We start from the raw sequence: 15,038 nt of genomic DNA, 5'->3' as shown, positions 1-15,038 counted from the left end.
GATTCTATTTTTCTAAATCTCAAAAATAGTTTTTGGAAGAATATTAACAATTTCGTCGAATTTGGGAATCTTAAGCGCACAGGAAGCTATTTGCTTAACCTTTGGCTGGTGGAGGATTTCCTTGGAAAAAAAGAAAACGGCGAAACAGAACGCAAACGGTACAAAACTGGGTTTTGAGGAAAAACTGTGGCAAGCTGCCGATAAGCTACGCGGTCACATGGATGCGGCAGAATATAAGCATATTGTTCTCGGTTTGGTTTTCCTCAAGTACATTTCCGATGCTTTTGGCGAACACTACGCCAAGCTAACCGCCGATGAATTAGCCGATCCTGAAGATCGGGATGAATACACGGCAGAAAATATTTTTTACGTTCCGAAAGAGGCGCGGTGGGCGTTTCTGCAAAGTCAAGCCAAGACTCCAGAAATCGGCAAGCTGATTGATGACGGCATGAGTGCGATAGAGAAGGAAAACCCGTCTTTGAAAGGGGTACTGCCCAAGGAATACGGCAAACCTTCACTAGATAAGCGCTTGCTAGGAGAACTCATCGATCTGATCGGCACAATCGGGCTGGGAGACAAAGACAACCGTTCTCAGGATATTTTGGGGCGCGTCTATGAATATTTCTTGGGTAAGTTTGCCAGTGACGAAGGTAAGTTGGGAGGACAATTTTACACACCGCGTTGTGTCGTTGAGGTGATGGTATCCATGCTCAAACCCTATAAAGGGCGCGTATACGATCCCTGTTGCGGTTCAGGCGGAATGTTTGTGCAGTCAGAAAAGTTTGTCTTGGCACACGGCGGAAGAATTGGAGATATTTCCATTTACGGGCAAGAATCCAACCCCACCACCTGGAAGCTATGCAAGATGAACTTGGCGATTCGGGGTATCGAAGGAAATTTGGGGGCGCATCATGCCGACAGTTTCCATAACGATCAGCACAAAGACTTGAAAGCAGATTATATCCTTGCTAATCCTCCTTTCAACGTTAGCGATTGGGGCGGCGAACATCTACGGGAAGATGGGCGCTGGCAATATGGTATCCCGCCAAAAGGCAACGCTAACTACGCTTGGATGCAACACATGGTTTATCACCTAGCCCCTATAGGTATTGCTAGCTTTGTCTTGGCGAATGGTTCGATGAGTTCCAATCAATCAGGGGAAGGGGAGATCCGCAAAGCCATTATCGAAGCAGACTTGGTAGATTGCATGGTAGCTTTGCCAGGGCAGTTATTCTACAACACTCAGATTCCTGCTTGTCTGTGGTTTTTGACTAGAAGCAAGAAGAACGGTAGGGGCGGGTTTCCAAGCCCGCCCTTACGGAATCGTCAAGGAGAAATCCTGTTTATTGATGCGCGGAAGATGGGTTTTCTAGTTGATCGCGTGCATCGAGAACTGACAGAGGAAGAGATAACCCGCATTGCCAACACCTATCATGCGTGGCGAGGAGAGGCGGGTTTAGCCGAGGATGAAAAGACAGATCGACCAATTATAAACAAAACCCGCACTTACGAAGATATACCTGGTTTCTGTAAAAGTGCCACCTTGGAGGAGATAAAGAGTCACGGGTATGTATTGACACCAGGGCGCTATGTTGGGGCTGAGGAAACAGAAGATGATGATGAACCATTTGAAGAGAAGATGCAGCACCTTATCGAGAAATTAGAGGTGCAGTTTCAGGAGTCGGCAAGGTTGGAGGCAGAAATTAGAGAGAATCTGCGAGGGTTGACGTATGGATATTGATCGATGGCAGCAAGTCAGCTTTGACTCTGTAGTGAATATTAATCCAACCCGTCAGTTGCAACGTGGTAAAGAGTCTGCTTATGTTGCAATGGAAGACCTGAAACCATTTACTCGCACTATCAGCAATTATGGATATAGGCAATTTACAGGTTCAGGTTCTCGATTCTCCAACAATGATATTTTGTTAGCTCGAATTACTCCATGCCTTGAAAATGGAAAAACTGCTTTTGTTGATTTTTTAGAAGATGGAGAAGTAGCGCACGGTTCTACAGAATTTATCGTTCTAACTGGAAAAGCTGGTGTTACTGATAGCCTTTTTATTTATTATTTAACTCGTTCTAATGAATTTAGAGATTTTGCGATCGCCATGATGGAAGGAACATCAGGTCGTCAACGTGTTCCTACTAACGCCTTAAAACGATACGAATTTTTTCTACCGCCATTTCAAGAGCAAAAAGCGATCGCCCGTATCCTCTCCTCACTCGACGATAAAATCCAACTGAACCAGCAGATGAACCGCACGCTGGAAGCACAAGCAAGGGCAATCTTTAAATCCTGGTTTGTGGATTTTGATCCTGTTCGCGCCAAGATGGAGGGCAGACAGCCAGCAGGGATGGATGCGGCAACGGCTGAGTTATTTCCTGATTCTTTTGAAGATTCACCGTTGGGGATGATTCCGAAGGGGTGGAATGTAAAAACTATTGGTGACATTTGTGAATTTGCTTATGGAAAAGCGTTAAAAGCAGAAGATAGACAGCCTGGAGATGTACCAGTCTATGGTTCTAATGGTCAAATTGGCTGGCACAATCAAGTGCTTGTAAAAGATTTTGGCATTGTTGTTGGACGTAAAGGTAATCCTGGAGTTGTAACTTGGGTATCCAAAGATTTTTATCCTATTGATACTACTTTTTATGTAATACCTAAAAGTGAAATACGTAGTCTTCATTATTTATTCCATGCTTTATCAAACATAGATTTAGCTTCTTTAGGAGCAGATTCAGCTGTACCAGGATTAAATCGTAACTTGGCTTATATGACAAAAATTCTTGTGTCTGATTATGCATTACAAAAAGCTTTTCATGAGCTTATTTCTATACTTTCAAAACAAGTTGATGTAAATATAGAACAATCTCGAACTCTTTCCGTCATCCGCGATACTCTTCTCCCCAAATTAATGTCCGGCGAAATCCGCGTTAGGGAAGCCGAAAAAATCGTGGGAGAAGCCGCGTGAAATAAATTAGATTAAATCAATTGTGCGATCGCGTTTTTGATATATAGATTATATCAATTATATGAATTATTTTAATGTATTTATTGGGTGCGATATTTATTTGAATGCGATCATCAACATAATGTGATGTAGGGGCGGGTTTTGTTCAATGATTATCGTTGATACCGATAAATTCGCCACCAAACCCGCCCTTACGGTGATTTGTTCAATAATTATCAATTATCTCAATTAGATGTAGGGGCGGGTTTTGTTCAATGATTATCGTTGATACCGATAAATTCGCCACCAAACCCGCCCTTACGGTGATTTGTTCAATAATTATCAATTATCTTAATTAGATGTAGGGGCGGGTTTTGTTCAATGATTATCGTTGATACCGATAAATTCGCCACTAAACCCGCCCTTACGGTGATTTGTTCAATAATTATCAATTATCTCAATTAGATGTAGGGGCGGGTTTTGTTCAATGATTATCGTTGATACCGATAAATTCGCCACCAAACCCGCCCCTACGGTGATTTCTCATGGTATCGAGCAATAATTCTATTTTGCACATTTTAATTATGAAATATAATCCCAATATTCATCATCGCCGCTCTATTCGATTAAAAGGGTATGATTATTCACAACCAGGAGCATATTTCATTACTATTTGCACTCATCAAAAAGAATGTATTTTTGGCGAAATTATTGATGAGCAAATGCAATTAAATCATTTTGGTAAAATTGTTCAATTTCATTGGTGTAGTTTAGAAAAATATTATTCTCATATCCAATTGGATGAATTTGTAGTGATGCCAAATCATTTTCATGGAATTATTATTATCAACGAAAATATAGGTATTGATGAAGCTATTAATAACAAAAAAACAGGAATACCTGAAATTATTCGTGGCTTCAAAACATTTTCAGCACGACAAATCAATAAATCTCGTCATCAACCAGGTATGCCATTATGGCAAAGGAACTATTACGAACGTATCATTCGTGATGAAGAAGAATTAAACCAAATTAAAAAATATATTATTAATAATCCCCAAACTTGGACACAAGATCAAGAATCAAATAATACTTAAATTATACCAGCGAGTGTCAATTCATGAAACTATTAGATGTTGTTGCACTTTTAGAAGATTTACCAGAATTAGGCTTATATCGCGGTCAAGTGGGAACAATTGTTGAAGAATACGAACTAGGTGTTTTTGAAATTGAATTTAGCGATAAAACAGGTCGTGCTTATGCAACAGAAACTCTTACTGAAAGTCAACTGATGGTACTACATTACAATCCTATTCAAGATGAAATTCTAGTACAAAAATAACAAAGATATGACACAAAAATATAGTTTAATATCCCTTAAATTAAGACCGAATGTCTGCTATGGGCGGTAGGATAAACTTATCGATATTAAAGAGATACCCATGCAAAATACAGCTAGTATCCAACAAGCAGTTTTAATAGCTTTACAGGAATTACCAATCGAAAAACAACAAGAAGTCCTTGATTTCGTTGAATTCTTAAAAATGCGAATGTCTCCAAAAACGCACCGTAATCTGCGGGGATTATGGGCAGATCTCCAAGTCGATCTCACTGAAGATGACATTACCGAAGCTAAACATGAGATGTGGGGGCATTTTCCCGAAGATATCGAGTGATGAGTTCAATTGTGCTGAATACGTTGCTGTATATTTTTACTTATCCCAATAAAGTAACGGGTATATACGCTTGAAAATTCTCAAAATCATTATCAGTTGTCATAATGCACCAGTTACGACGATGGGCTACAGCACAAAGTAAAAAATCAGTGTTTGCTCCTTGGATACCATTTGTACGGCAAGTGTTGTAAAACTCAGCAGCCAACTCATAGTCTTCAATTGTTAGCTCCAAATCAGGAAAGGCACGCAAGTAATTTCTTAGCCTGGTAAACTGTTCAGTATGACGAATTCCTGAAAGTATCTCCTGTCGTACAGCGCCCAATAAAACGACTTGACCGTCAACAATCAAGTCACGCAACTGATTGACAACAGGCATTACTTCTGAAGAAGTATTCCGTCGTAACGCAATAGACCAAACAGACGTGTCTACAACTACTTTCATTGCTTATGCCGCTGTTGTTTGTAGTCGTAATCTTCGTCATAATCAATCGTCCCGAATAAGTCTAGCACTTTCAGTTGCTTGCGACGTTGCACATACTCACGTAATGCTTGTTCAACTACATCACGTTCAGATTGTTGATTGCCAAGAGCTAAAGCTTCTTGGATCAAGGCTTCATCAATTTGAAGATAAATTGTCATGTTGTTAGCACACTCTGACTGTAATTATAAAAAAGATAGGTATGCCTCTGCGGTGATTCAAATTCTGAGTTTGCTGGGCGATCGCAACTTTTTCTATCACCCTTTCTACATAGTGATGCTATTTATCTCTCAGCAATATTAATTCAAAAAATGGGAACTATAACAATACAAACTTGCCCGCTTCTCGCCCATGTCCCATTTCTCGGAATTAATCGTCGAACAAGCAACCCTCGAATGGTTCGACGCGCTAGGGTATAACATCCTTAATGGCTCGAAATTTGCCCCAGATGTAGGGGTGGGTTTGCAAACTCGCCCCTACGATGATGTTGTTCTGTGCGATCGCTTGCAAAATGCCCTTGCCACCATTAACCCAGATATTCCTGCCGAGGCTATTCAGGATGCCATCCGCAAAGTCACCCACACGGAAACCCCCAGCCTCTATGAAAACAACCGTCGCTTTCACAAATTTCTCACTGATGGCGTAGATGTTGAATATCAAGTTGAAGGCTATACCAAATACGATAAAGTCTGGCTGATAGACTTCAACAACCCTAATAATAACGACTGGCTGGCGGTGAATCAGTTCACTGTCATCGAGAACAAAAATAATCGCCGTCCCGATATTGTAGTTTTTATCAACGGTTTGCCGATCGCTGTGATCGAACTGAAAAATCCCATCGAAGAAAACGCCACCATCAAAGGTGCATTCAACCAGCTTCAAACCTATAAAAAAGAGATTTCCTGCCTGTTTTCCCATAACGAAATTCTAGTTGCTTCCGACGGTACAGAAGCCAGAGTAGGAACACTAACTGCTGACTGGGAACGCTTCATGCCTTGGCGCACGGTTGATGGGCAGAAAATCGCACCGAAGGTAGGGGCAGGTTTGATTGATAATTTATCTGTCGAATCAACTAATCAATCGGTTAAACCTGCTCTGGAAACGCTGATCAAAGGAATTTTTCCCAAACAGCGCATCCTTGACATTCTGAGATACTTCATTGTCTTTGAAACCGACGGCGACACCATCATTAAAAAGATGGCTGGCTATCATCAGTACCATGCTGTCAATAAGGCGATTGAAGCGACGGTGAAAGCCACCGATGCCACAGGAGACAGGAAAATAGGGGTAGTTTGGCATACGCAAGGTAGCGGTAAAAGCCTGACAATGGCTTTTTATGCGGGAAAAATTATCCAACATCCCGCCCTTTCCAACCCGACGCTAGTTGTTCTCACCGATCGCAACGATTTGGACGATCAACTCTTCAACACCTTCTCGAATTGCAGCGATTTACTGCGTCAAACTCCCGTACAAGCTGACGATCGCAAACATCTTCGAGACTTGCTAAAAGTCGCTTCTGGCGGGATTGTGTTTACAACCATTCAGAAATTTTCACCCGAACCAGGAGAGGAGTATCCTCAACTAAGCGATCGCCGTAACATCGTTTTTATTGCAGACGAGGCACACCGCAGCCAGTACGGGTTAAATGCGCGGGTGGTAGTGAAATCTGCCCCTGAAGCAAAAACCGATCAAGTTTACTCAATTGGGAAGCGTCGCCAGTCTTCATCAGTGGCAGCGGAAAACTCTGGCAATTCCTATCAGGTGGGAAAATCAGAGGACAAAGAGGCGTATATTTCCTATGGTTTTGCCAAGTACCTGCGCGATGCCCTGCCCAATGCTTCCTTTATTGGGTTTACAGGAACACCCATAGAGGCTACTGATAAAAATACGCCTGCGGTTTTTGGCGATTACATTGACATTTATGACATCCAGAGGGCAGTAGAAGACGAAGCTACTGTCAAAATCTACTATGAAGGACGGCTGGCAAAAATTGAACTGGAAGAATCCCAACGTCCCCTGATTGACAAAGATTTTGAGGATATTACTGAAGAAGAAGAACTTACTACCAAGGAGAGGCTAAAAAGCAAGTGGGCAAGGCTGGAAGCTTTAGTAGGGGCAGAAAAACGAATAAATCTCATCGCTCAAGATATCGTCAATCATTTTGAAAATCGCCAGAAGGCGCTGGATGGGAAAGCGATGATTGTCTGTATGAGTCGCCGTATTTGCGTCGAAATTTATAATGCGATCGCTAAATTGCGTCCTGACTGGCATCATGATGACGATGACAAGGGGCTTATCAAGGTGGTGATGACGGGTTCGGCTGCCGACGATCAAACCATGCAACCCCACATTCGCAACAAACAACGCCGTTACGAGTTGGCAAAACGCTTCAAACAACCTAGCGATGCGATGAAATTGGTTATTGTGCGGGATATGTGGCTGACGGGTTTTGATGCCCCTTGTTTGCATACGCTGTATGTTGATAAACCAATGCGAGGACATGGGCTGATGCAGGCGATCGCCCGTGTCAATCGGGTGTTCAAAGACAAACCAGGTGGGCTGATTGTTGATTATCTGGGCATAGCCGATCAACTCAAGGAAGCCCTCAAGGATTATACTGAAAGCGATCGCGGGCAAACGGGCATCCCCACCGAAACTGCCCTTGCTTTGCTTCAGGAGAAATACGAAGTTGTCCGCGCTATGTATCACGGCTTCGATTATTTTCCTTTTTTCACGGGTAGCCCCAGCGAACGTCTTGCTGTTATTCCTGCCGCGATAGATTTCGTTCTTGGTTTGGAAGATGGCAAAAATCGTTACATCAAGGCGGTGAGCGAACTGGGCAAAGCTTTTGCCTTGGTTAGCAGCATGGATGAAGCGATCGCCATTCGAGATGAGGTGGGGTTTTTCCAGGCGATCAAGGTAGCACTCAGCAAGCACACCACCAGAGATAACCGCAGCGTTGAGGATTTGGATACCGCAGTTCGTCAGATTGTTTCCAAAGCCATTGCCTCGGAAGAAGTGATCGATATTTTTGCGGCGGCGGGCTTGAAGAACCCCGATATTTCCATCCTTTCTGATGAATTTCTCGAAGAAGTACGCGGCTTACCTCAGAAAAACTTGACGTTGGAGGTTTTGCGGAAACTGCTGAATGACGAGATTAAAACGCGCTCGCGTAAAAACCTGGTTCAGTCTCGCACTTTTAGTGAGATGCTGGAAAAAACCATTATCCGCTATCAAAACCGCTCGATTGAAGCTGCCCAGGTGATTGCTGAACTAATAGAACTTGCTAAGGAAATTCGCCAAGCCCAAAGCCGTGGAGAAGATTTGGGGCTAACAGAAGATGAGCTAGCATTTTACGATGCTTTGGAAGTGAATGACAGCGCAGTACTAGAGTTAGGAGATGTAACCCTCAAAGCGATCGCCCGTGACTTGGTGCAAGCCATTAGGAATAATGTAACCATTGACTGGACAACGAAAGAAGGGGTACGTGCAAAGCTACGGGTAACAGTCAAAAGGCTATTGAAGAAATACGGCTATCCTCCTGATAAGCAGGAAAAAGCAACTGTAACCGTTTTGCAACAAGCGGAATTATTGTGTAGAGACTGGATATCTTAAATAAATATGAGACTAGATAATTTTAAAATCGGGATGACTGGATTCGAACCAGCGGCCCCTTCGTCCCGAACGAAGTGCGCTACCAAGCTGCGCTACATCCCGGCACAGTGATGCCAACATAAATAGAGAGTATCATAAGTTTGGGGAAATTACAAATAGGGGATAGGGGACAGGGGATAGGGAACAGAAGGTTATTTCATACTTCAGCTCCGCTTTGGTTGGAACTTGCTAACATTAACTTTGATAACTAACTTTAAGTGGTGAAGGCAAATTGTGACTGTAAAGCCAGACTGGTTGCGGGTAAAAGCGCCTCAATGGGAGCGTGTGGGTAATGTTAAGGAGATTTTGCGGGATTTAGCCCTAAATACGGTTTGTGAGGAAGCGTCCTGTCCGAATATTGGTGAGTGCTTCAATGCTGGTACGGCGACATTTTTGATTATGGGGCCGGCTTGTACGCGTGCTTGTCCTTACTGCGATATAGATTTTGAGAAAAAACCCAAACCCCTAGACCCGACGGAACCTGCACGACTGGCGGAAGCAGTGCGCCGCATGAAGCTGAATCATGTGGTCATCACTTCTGTAAACCGCGATGATTTGCCGGATGGAGGTGCATCCCAGTTTGTTGGTTGTATTGAAGGGATTCGCGCTATTTCACCCAACACTACCATCGAAGTTTTAATTCCCGATCTGTGCGGTAATTGGGAAGCGTTGGAGTTAATTTTGCAAGCACAGCCAGAAGTTCTCAACCATAACACAGAGACGGTTCCGCGCTTGTATCGCCGCGTGCGCCCCCAAGGTAATTACGATCGCACGCTGGAATTACTGGAGCGCTCCCGTCAACTGGCACCGTGGATTTATACAAAATCCGGGATTATGGTGGGACTGGGCGAAAGCGATGCAGAAATTCGCCAAGTCATGAGAGATTTGCGAGCAGTGGATTGTGATATTTTAACGATTGGGCAATACCTCCAACCTAGTCAAAAGCATTTGAAAGTAGATGGATTTATCCACCCAGATCAATTTGCTGCCTGGAAAGTATTTGGCGAAGAATTAGGATTTTTACAAGTTGTTTCTTCTCCCTTGACCAGAAGCTCATATCATGCAGAGCAAGTCAGAGAATTGATGGAACATTATCCACGTAAAAGAGGAGGGAGAGAGTGACAGATGGGGAGAGAACAACTAACTACTGTAAGGGCGGGTTTATGCAGATAAATTATCAGTTTAAACGGCAAGATAATTAACAAAACCCGCATGGCAGTCGCACTCGACGCGCTTAACCCGACGCCAGGTGCTACAACGGGGGGAACCCCCAAGGGCGCACTGGCTCCGCAAGGGCGCGCTGCCTCCCCTAATAACCCTCCGGGTTCGCCAGTCACCTGCGGAGGGAAACCCTCCCGCAGTGCTGGCTCACCACTAACCACTAACCAATGACCAATGACTAATTCCAAATCAGTAGCAATTCTGGGTGCAGGTGCTTGGGGAAGTGCTTTGGCAACTTTGGCATCAACGAATGGTCACAGAGTTCGTGTTTGGTCGCGTCGAGGTTCGCAAACTTTGGCGGAGGTATTAGAGGGTGCTGATATAATCCTTTCATCTGTTTCGATGAAGGGTGTAACAGATGTTGTCTCTCAACTAAAGTCTTTATCCCTTTCCCCAAAAATAGTTTTTGTGACGGCAACGAAAGGTTTAGATCCTCAAACCACCTGCACGCCTTCGCAAATTTGGCAAAAAGCTTTTCCCCATCATCCAATAGTGGTGCTTTCCGGGCCGAATTTATCTGCCGAAATTCAACAGGAATTACCAGCTGCAACGGTAGTTGCCAGTAGCGTTATCAGTGCTGCTGAGGATGTGCAGCTAGTATTTTCCTCTAATCGTTTCCGGGTTTATACCAATACGGATACCTTGGGAGTGGAACTAGGGGGAACACTCAAGAATGTGATTGCGATCGCTGCTGGTGTGTGTGATGGTTTGCATTTGGGAACTAATGCTAAAGCTGCTTTAGTTACCCGTGGTTTAACAGAGATGGTTCGTATCGGTATCCATTGGGGTGGAAAGCAGGAAACATTTTACGGTTTATCTGGTTTAGGCGATTTGCTTGCCACCTGTAACAGTCCTTTGAGTCGCAATTATCAAGTTGGCTACCAACTAGCCTGTGGCAAAACTTTGACAGAAATTCTTGCTCACTTACAAGGAACAGCTGAAGGCATCAATACGACTAAAGTACTAATGCAGCGATCCAAGCAGCAAAACATTTCTGCGCCAATTACCGAGGAGGTTTATCGTTTACTTCAGGGTGAAGTTACTCCCCGACAAGCGCTTGAAGAGCTTATGCTGCGAGACATCAAGCCGGAATATCACTAGTAAATTGTTGGTAGTTGCAAGGTGGATTGACATAAATATCTTGGTTATTTCACTCAGATATTAGTTACACCTCCTTACAGTAGTTAGTTTTTGGTTATTTTTCCCTAATGTAGAGACACAATTAATCGCGTCTCTACCTAAGAACTACTAACTACTATCAATTCCCAAGAAACCCTGACGAAAAATTGTTCAAACCTTCAGGAAATTACTCACAGAACTATGTAGATATGACTATGCTTGTGAAAAACAAGTGTCTTACTGATATGTATTTATACGAGGTTTAAAAATTAACAAACATGAAAAATCGAGGTTCAAACAATAACTAAAAAATTAATAATTTTAAGTCTAGCTAGGGCTTTGAATCGCTTTGCTTTAACTCGAAGAAAGCTATAGCAGACACTTTTAATGGATGTAATAAATAATACCTATTTGGTTTTTTGAAAAAAAACCTAAAGGTCACTCAAAACGATGTTAGTTCTTCGTAAATCACGGGAACAATAGCAACAGTTGATTAGCTAACCGCAATCTATTGTTACCTGGAGCCATTGAGACGATCCTTATGCCAGCAACATCTTTTTACGCAGACGCCGCCTACGAAACCCAACAGTCACCCCAGATGTTTGACCCAGATATCACAATTGATGACAGTGAACTGCCGCTAGACGATCTGGAAGAGTTGGAGATGGTTTCTACCGATCCGGCTAGTTTCGCTCCTAGCATTAACCGTCGCAGCACAGACTTGGTACGTCTATATCTTCAGGAAATTGGTCGGGTTAGACTGTTAGGACGGGATGAAGAAGTTTCAGAAGCTCAAAAAGTCCAGCGCTACTTGCGGTTGCGGATAGTTTTATCTAATGCCGCCAAGCAAGGAGATGAAATAGTTGCACCATATTTGCGGATCATTGAAATTCAGGAGCGTTTGGCATCGGAACTGGGACATCGTCCTTCTATAGAACGGTGGGCTCGTGCTGCTGGTGTGGACGTGTTTGAACTCAAGCAAACTTTAGGACAGGGAAAACGACGCTGGGCTGAAGTGGCTAAGTTGACTGTGGAGGAACTGGAGAAAATTCAAAGTGACGGACTCCAGTCTAAAGAACATATGATTAAAGCCAATCTCCGCCTTGTGGTATCAGTTGCTAAGAAGTATCAAAATCGCGGTTTGGAATTATTAGATTTAGTCCAAGAAGGCACATTGGGCTTGGAGCGAGCTGTTGAAAAATTCGATCCAACTAAGGGATATCGCTTCAGCACTTATGCTTATTGGTGGATTCGTCAGGGTATCACGCGGGCGATCGCTACTTCTAGCCGCACAATTCGTCTGCCGGTTCACATTACAGAAAAGTTAAACAAAATTAAAAAAGCTCAACGTAAAATTGCTCAAGAAAAAGGTCGCACTCCAACTCTAGAGGACTTGGCACAAGAATTAGAAATGACACCTGCTCAGGTGCGAGAAGTTTTGTTAAGAGTTCCCCGCTCTGTTTCTTTAGAAACCAAAGTTGGTAAGGACAAGGACACAGAATTAGGTGAATTGCTCGAAACTGATGGTGTGACGCCAGAGGATATGTTAATGCGAGAATCTTTACAAAAAGATTTGCAGCACCTTTTGGCAGATTTAACCAGTCGCGAACGAGATGTAATTTTGATGCGGTTTGGCTTGGCAGATGGACATCCTTACTCGCTAGCCGAAATTGGACGTGCTCTTGACTTATCCAGGGAAAGAGTTCGCCAAATTGAATCAAAAGCACTACAGAAGTTGCGCCAACCCAAGCGCCGCAACCTGATTCGTGACTATTTGGAATCCCTAAGTTGACACATGGTCAATGCTCAGTTGTCAATAGTCAACAGTGAACAAACTCTCATTTATCTACTGTTGACTATGGACAAATTATTATTGATAGATTTGTCCAATCCCCGTTCCCAAAGTTTCTCATCGCTCTACAGCAAATGATTTGCATCTAAATCAATAGAAACTAAAAGTTCTTATCTCTCAAGATATTTTGAGTACGGGGATCGCATCTTAATCTATTGTTAATCGAGCTTCAATAGCTTTTCCGATCATATTTGGTAAATGTTTGCAATAAGCATTCTTTGTTGCAAATTGGTCTAAAGTTTTGCTATATTCTCAGCTGACAGGGTTTGTTGAGAAAAATTTGTATGACAGTCTACAGCGCTACTTCACTTAAGGCAGAACTAAACGAACGAGGCTGGCGTTTAACTCCCCAGCGAGAAACAATTCTACACATTTTTCAGGATCTTCCGCAAGGAGAACATCTCAGTGCAGAGGATTTGTATCATCGGCTAGAAACTAAAGGAGAAGGGATCAGCCTTTCAACTATTTATCGGACTTTGAAGTTGATGGCACGGATGGGAATTTTGCGGGAATTGGAGTTGGGAGAAGGTCATAAACATTATGAATTAAACCAGCCTTATCCCCATCATCACCATCACCTGATTTGCATCAGGTGCAACACTACCATCGAGTTCAAAAACGACTCCATTTTAAAAATTGGTGCGAAAACTGCTCAAAAAGAGGGTTATCACCTGCTTGATTGCCAACTATCAATTCATGCAATCTGTCCAAAGTGCCAACGGTCTTTGATGCCTGTATAACACTTAAGTAAAATTACTGGGGCAAGTGCTGATATAGATTTATAGGCAAGTTTTTGAGCAGTTTAAAACTAATGGCGAATGGAGGAAGGTAAGCTGTTAAGCATTGTTACCAACAGAGAGTGTAGGTGTTAGAAGCGTCCGCTTCTAACATCACCTAAGCTGACACCATAAAACTCTTGAGCTAGTTTAATGGCTCGCTTGGTTTCATCTCCCATTACGCCATTGAGAGCACCTTTATAAAAGCCGCGATCGCGCAGTCGTCTTTGGATTTCCAGAACTTCAAACTCGCTCTTAGCAGCAGTTTTGACTGTATTGTGTAATTTGGCTCTAGTAGTCGGCCCGGCAATACCACTTACTGCTAGGAAGTTATCGGCTTGAAAACGTCTGACTGCATCTGCAGTATAAGGCCCATAGTAGCCATTAGGCTCTCCCTGCAAATAACCAGCTTGGATTAACTGTTCTTGAAGAACTCTAACTGGCTCACCGCGATCGCCTTGGCTAAGGTTATCTCTTTGTTTAACTGGTTTGGCAACTTCTTGTGTACCACCGACACCCAATGGTGGCAATTTGCGCAGAGTATTTGGCCCTGCAACACCATCAACATCCAATTTGTAAGCTACTTGGAATCTTTTTACCGCTTCTTCTGTAATTGGCCCAAATATACCAGTAGATTGACCGAAATAAAAGCCTGCTACTCGCAAACGTTCTTGTAAAATCCTAACTTGTTCGCCTTCATCACCTTTCTGTAATAAATTGGGACTACGGCGCTTGTTGTTAGTAGAAGTATTTAGAGTATTGACTCTTTGAGTTTGGTTGTTTACAGTTCTAGCTACTGGGCTTTGGGTTTTTACAGTGCTGGTTTTTTTACTTGGGGTACTGGCATTATTGACTTTTTTAATTTGAGTACTTGCAGTACTAGTCTTTTTGCTTTGGGCTTTAACTGTATTTTTCTGCCAGTTCTCTAATTTTTGTAAAGTTGTTGATCCAGCGATACCATTTACTTGCAAACCAACTGCCTTCTGGAAACTACGGACAGCAGCTTCGGTATCAAAGTCATAGACTTGTGTAATCGGAGCTTGATAAAAGCCTGCATTTTTTAGTCGTTGTTGCAAAGAACGGACAGAAGGGCCTTGATCTCCTCTTTCTAATGCTAAAACACTGGTGACAGCACTGAGAGTAGACAGGGTAACGAGCAAGGGTAGCATATACTTCCAAGCCTTACCAGAAAGACGTCTCCAGTCAGGCGCTGGTGCGTTCTTTAACAAAGAATTGAAATTAATCAATTCATTTTGTAAGGGTTCTTCGTAGGCAGAAGCTACGTACAAATATGCAAGATTGTCCATATGA

The 15,038-nt window shown here is 43.0% G+C and carries 15 protein-coding genes and 1 tRNA gene; 12 read left to right on the top strand and 4 right to left on the bottom strand.

The genetic code is table 11. The annotated features are described in order from the left end of the window. Positions 1-121: 121 nt before the first annotated feature. The 5 genes from U2718_RS29125 (at position 122) to U2718_RS29105 (ending at position 4,627) form a co-directional block, all read left to right on the top strand. Positions 122-1,741, top strand: coding sequence for a class I SAM-dependent DNA methyltransferase (locus U2718_RS29125; RefSeq protein WP_342000878.1), 1,620 nt, complete (start codon positions 122-124; stop codon positions 1,739-1,741). Next, positions 1,731-2,972, top strand: a complete 1,242-nt coding sequence (locus U2718_RS29120) for a restriction endonuclease subunit S (protein WP_342000876.1) — start codon at positions 1,731-1,733, stop codon at positions 2,970-2,972. The genes U2718_RS29125 and U2718_RS29120 overlap by 11 nt, the downstream gene beginning before the upstream one ends. Before the next feature lie 563 nt (positions 2,973-3,535). Next, a complete protein-coding gene (locus tag U2718_RS29115) occupies positions 3,536-4,048 on the top strand; it encodes a transposase (protein ID WP_342000874.1) in 513 nt (170 codons plus the stop codon). Between the two features lie 23 nt (positions 4,049-4,071). Beyond that, on the top strand, positions 4,072-4,293 hold the full coding sequence (locus tag U2718_RS29110; protein WP_342000872.1) for a DUF4926 domain-containing protein: 222 nt from the start codon (positions 4,072-4,074) through the stop codon (positions 4,291-4,293). A gap of 100 nt (positions 4,294-4,393) precedes the next feature. Then, positions 4,394-4,627 (top strand): DUF2281 domain-containing protein, encoded by a 234-nt coding sequence (locus U2718_RS29105; RefSeq protein ID WP_342000870.1) that lies wholly within the window; start codon positions 4,394-4,396, stop codon positions 4,625-4,627. 40 nt (positions 4,628-4,667) lie between these two features. Here U2718_RS29105 and U2718_RS29100 read toward each other — a convergent pair whose 3' ends face one another. Both U2718_RS29100 and U2718_RS29095 read right to left on the bottom strand, forming a co-directional pair. Next, positions 4,668-5,069, bottom strand: a complete 402-nt coding sequence (locus tag U2718_RS29100; RefSeq protein ID WP_342000868.1) for a PIN domain-containing protein — start codon at positions 5,067-5,069, stop codon at positions 4,668-4,670. Continuing rightward, positions 5,066-5,266, bottom strand: coding sequence for a type II toxin-antitoxin system VapB family antitoxin (locus U2718_RS29095; RefSeq protein ID WP_342000866.1), 201 nt, complete (start codon positions 5,264-5,266; stop codon positions 5,066-5,068). The genes U2718_RS29100 and U2718_RS29095 overlap by 4 nt, the downstream gene beginning before the upstream one ends. Between U2718_RS29095 and U2718_RS29090 the strand changes: the two genes are divergently transcribed. Both U2718_RS29090 and U2718_RS29085 read left to right on the top strand, forming a co-directional pair. After that, positions 5,265-5,408 (top strand): hypothetical protein, encoded by a 144-nt coding sequence (locus U2718_RS29090; protein ID WP_342000864.1) that lies wholly within the window; start codon positions 5,265-5,267, stop codon positions 5,406-5,408. The two genes, U2718_RS29095 and U2718_RS29090, sit on opposite strands and share 2 nt — an antisense overlap. Positions 5,409-5,456: 48 nt before the next feature. Then, positions 5,457-8,720, top strand: coding sequence for a type I restriction endonuclease subunit R (locus U2718_RS29085; RefSeq protein WP_342000863.1), 3,264 nt, complete (start codon positions 5,457-5,459; stop codon positions 8,718-8,720). A gap of 28 nt (positions 8,721-8,748) precedes the next feature. Here U2718_RS29085 and U2718_RS29080 read toward each other — a convergent pair. Beyond that, positions 8,749-8,822, bottom strand: a tRNA-Pro gene (locus U2718_RS29080). Between the two features lie 171 nt (positions 8,823-8,993). Between U2718_RS29080 and lipA the strand changes: the two genes are divergently transcribed. From lipA to U2718_RS29055, 5 genes are all read left to right on the top strand, one after another. Then, complete coding sequence (gene lipA, locus U2718_RS29075; RefSeq protein WP_342000861.1) at positions 8,994-9,881, top strand: lipoyl synthase; 888 nt, start codon at positions 8,994-8,996, stop codon at positions 9,879-9,881. A gap of 90 nt (positions 9,882-9,971) precedes the next feature. Continuing rightward, entirely contained in the window at positions 9,972-10,151 is a 180-nt protein-coding gene (locus U2718_RS29070) for a hypothetical protein (RefSeq protein WP_411813385.1), read from the top strand. Positions 10,152-10,154: 3 nt separating this feature from the next. Beyond that, the gene (locus tag U2718_RS29065) at positions 10,155-11,081 is read left to right on the top strand and encodes an NAD(P)H-dependent glycerol-3-phosphate dehydrogenase (protein ID WP_342000857.1); all 927 of its coding nucleotides are present in this window, start codon (positions 10,155-10,157) and stop codon (positions 11,079-11,081) included. A 559-nt stretch (positions 11,082-11,640) separates the two neighbouring features. After that, positions 11,641-12,891, top strand: a complete 1,251-nt coding sequence (gene sigC / locus U2718_RS29060; RefSeq protein ID WP_342000855.1) for an RNA polymerase sigma factor SigC — start codon at positions 11,641-11,643, stop codon at positions 12,889-12,891. Positions 12,892-13,235: 344 nt separating this feature from the next. Then, positions 13,236-13,691 carry a Fur family transcriptional regulator gene (locus tag U2718_RS29055; RefSeq protein WP_016877311.1) on the top strand — a complete coding sequence of 152 codons (456 nt, stop codon included), beginning with the start codon at positions 13,236-13,238 and terminating at the stop codon, positions 13,689-13,691. Between the two features lie 128 nt (positions 13,692-13,819). Here U2718_RS29055 and U2718_RS29050 read toward each other — a convergent pair whose 3' ends face one another. Beyond that, entirely contained in the window at positions 13,820-15,034 is a 1,215-nt protein-coding gene (locus tag U2718_RS29050) for a peptidoglycan-binding domain-containing protein (protein ID WP_342000852.1), read from the bottom strand. Between the last annotated feature and the right edge of the window lie 4 nt (positions 15,035-15,038).

Origin of the sequence: Chlorogloeopsis sp. ULAP02 (assembly GCF_038404745.2) — a bacterium.
Lineage (GTDB): Bacteria > Cyanobacteriota > Cyanobacteriia > Cyanobacteriales > Nostocaceae > Chlorogloeopsis.
This window is presented reverse-complemented; position numbering and strand designations above follow the sequence as displayed.

What these genes read in the sequence shown, in the direction of transcription:
- sigC (WP_342000855.1), top strand. Translation starts at nt 11,641, where the DNA reads ATGCCAGCAACATCTTTTTACGCAGACGCCGCCTACGAAACCCAACAG.
- U2718_RS29120 (WP_342000876.1), top strand. Translation starts at nt 1,731, where the DNA reads ATGGATATTGATCGATGGCAGCAAGTCAGCTTTGACTCTGTAGTGAAT.
- U2718_RS29115 (WP_342000874.1), top strand. Translation starts at nt 3,536, where the DNA reads ATGAAATATAATCCCAATATTCATCATCGCCGCTCTATTCGATTAAAA.
- U2718_RS29100 (WP_342000868.1), bottom strand. Translation starts at nt 5,069, where the DNA reads ATGAAAGTAGTTGTAGACACGTCTGTTTGGTCTATTGCGTTACGACGG.
- U2718_RS29055 (WP_016877311.1), top strand. Translation starts at nt 13,236, where the DNA reads ATGACAGTCTACAGCGCTACTTCACTTAAGGCAGAACTAAACGAACGA.
- U2718_RS29065 (WP_342000857.1), top strand. Translation starts at nt 10,155, where the DNA reads ATGACTAATTCCAAATCAGTAGCAATTCTGGGTGCAGGTGCTTGGGGA.
- U2718_RS29110 (WP_342000872.1), top strand. Translation starts at nt 4,072, where the DNA reads ATGAAACTATTAGATGTTGTTGCACTTTTAGAAGATTTACCAGAATTA.
- U2718_RS29070 (WP_411813385.1), top strand. Translation starts at nt 9,972, where the DNA reads ATGGCAGTCGCACTCGACGCGCTTAACCCGACGCCAGGTGCTACAACG.
- U2718_RS29050 (WP_342000852.1), bottom strand. Translation starts at nt 15,034, where the DNA reads ATGGACAATCTTGCATATTTGTACGTAGCTTCTGCCTACGAAGAACCC.
- U2718_RS29090 (WP_342000864.1), top strand. Translation starts at nt 5,265, where the DNA reads ATGTTGTTAGCACACTCTGACTGTAATTATAAAAAAGATAGGTATGCC.
- U2718_RS29095 (WP_342000866.1), bottom strand. Translation starts at nt 5,266, where the DNA reads ATGACAATTTATCTTCAAATTGATGAAGCCTTGATCCAAGAAGCTTTA.
- U2718_RS29085 (WP_342000863.1), top strand. Translation starts at nt 5,457, where the DNA reads ATGTCCCATTTCTCGGAATTAATCGTCGAACAAGCAACCCTCGAATGG.
- U2718_RS29105 (WP_342000870.1), top strand. Translation starts at nt 4,394, where the DNA reads ATGCAAAATACAGCTAGTATCCAACAAGCAGTTTTAATAGCTTTACAG.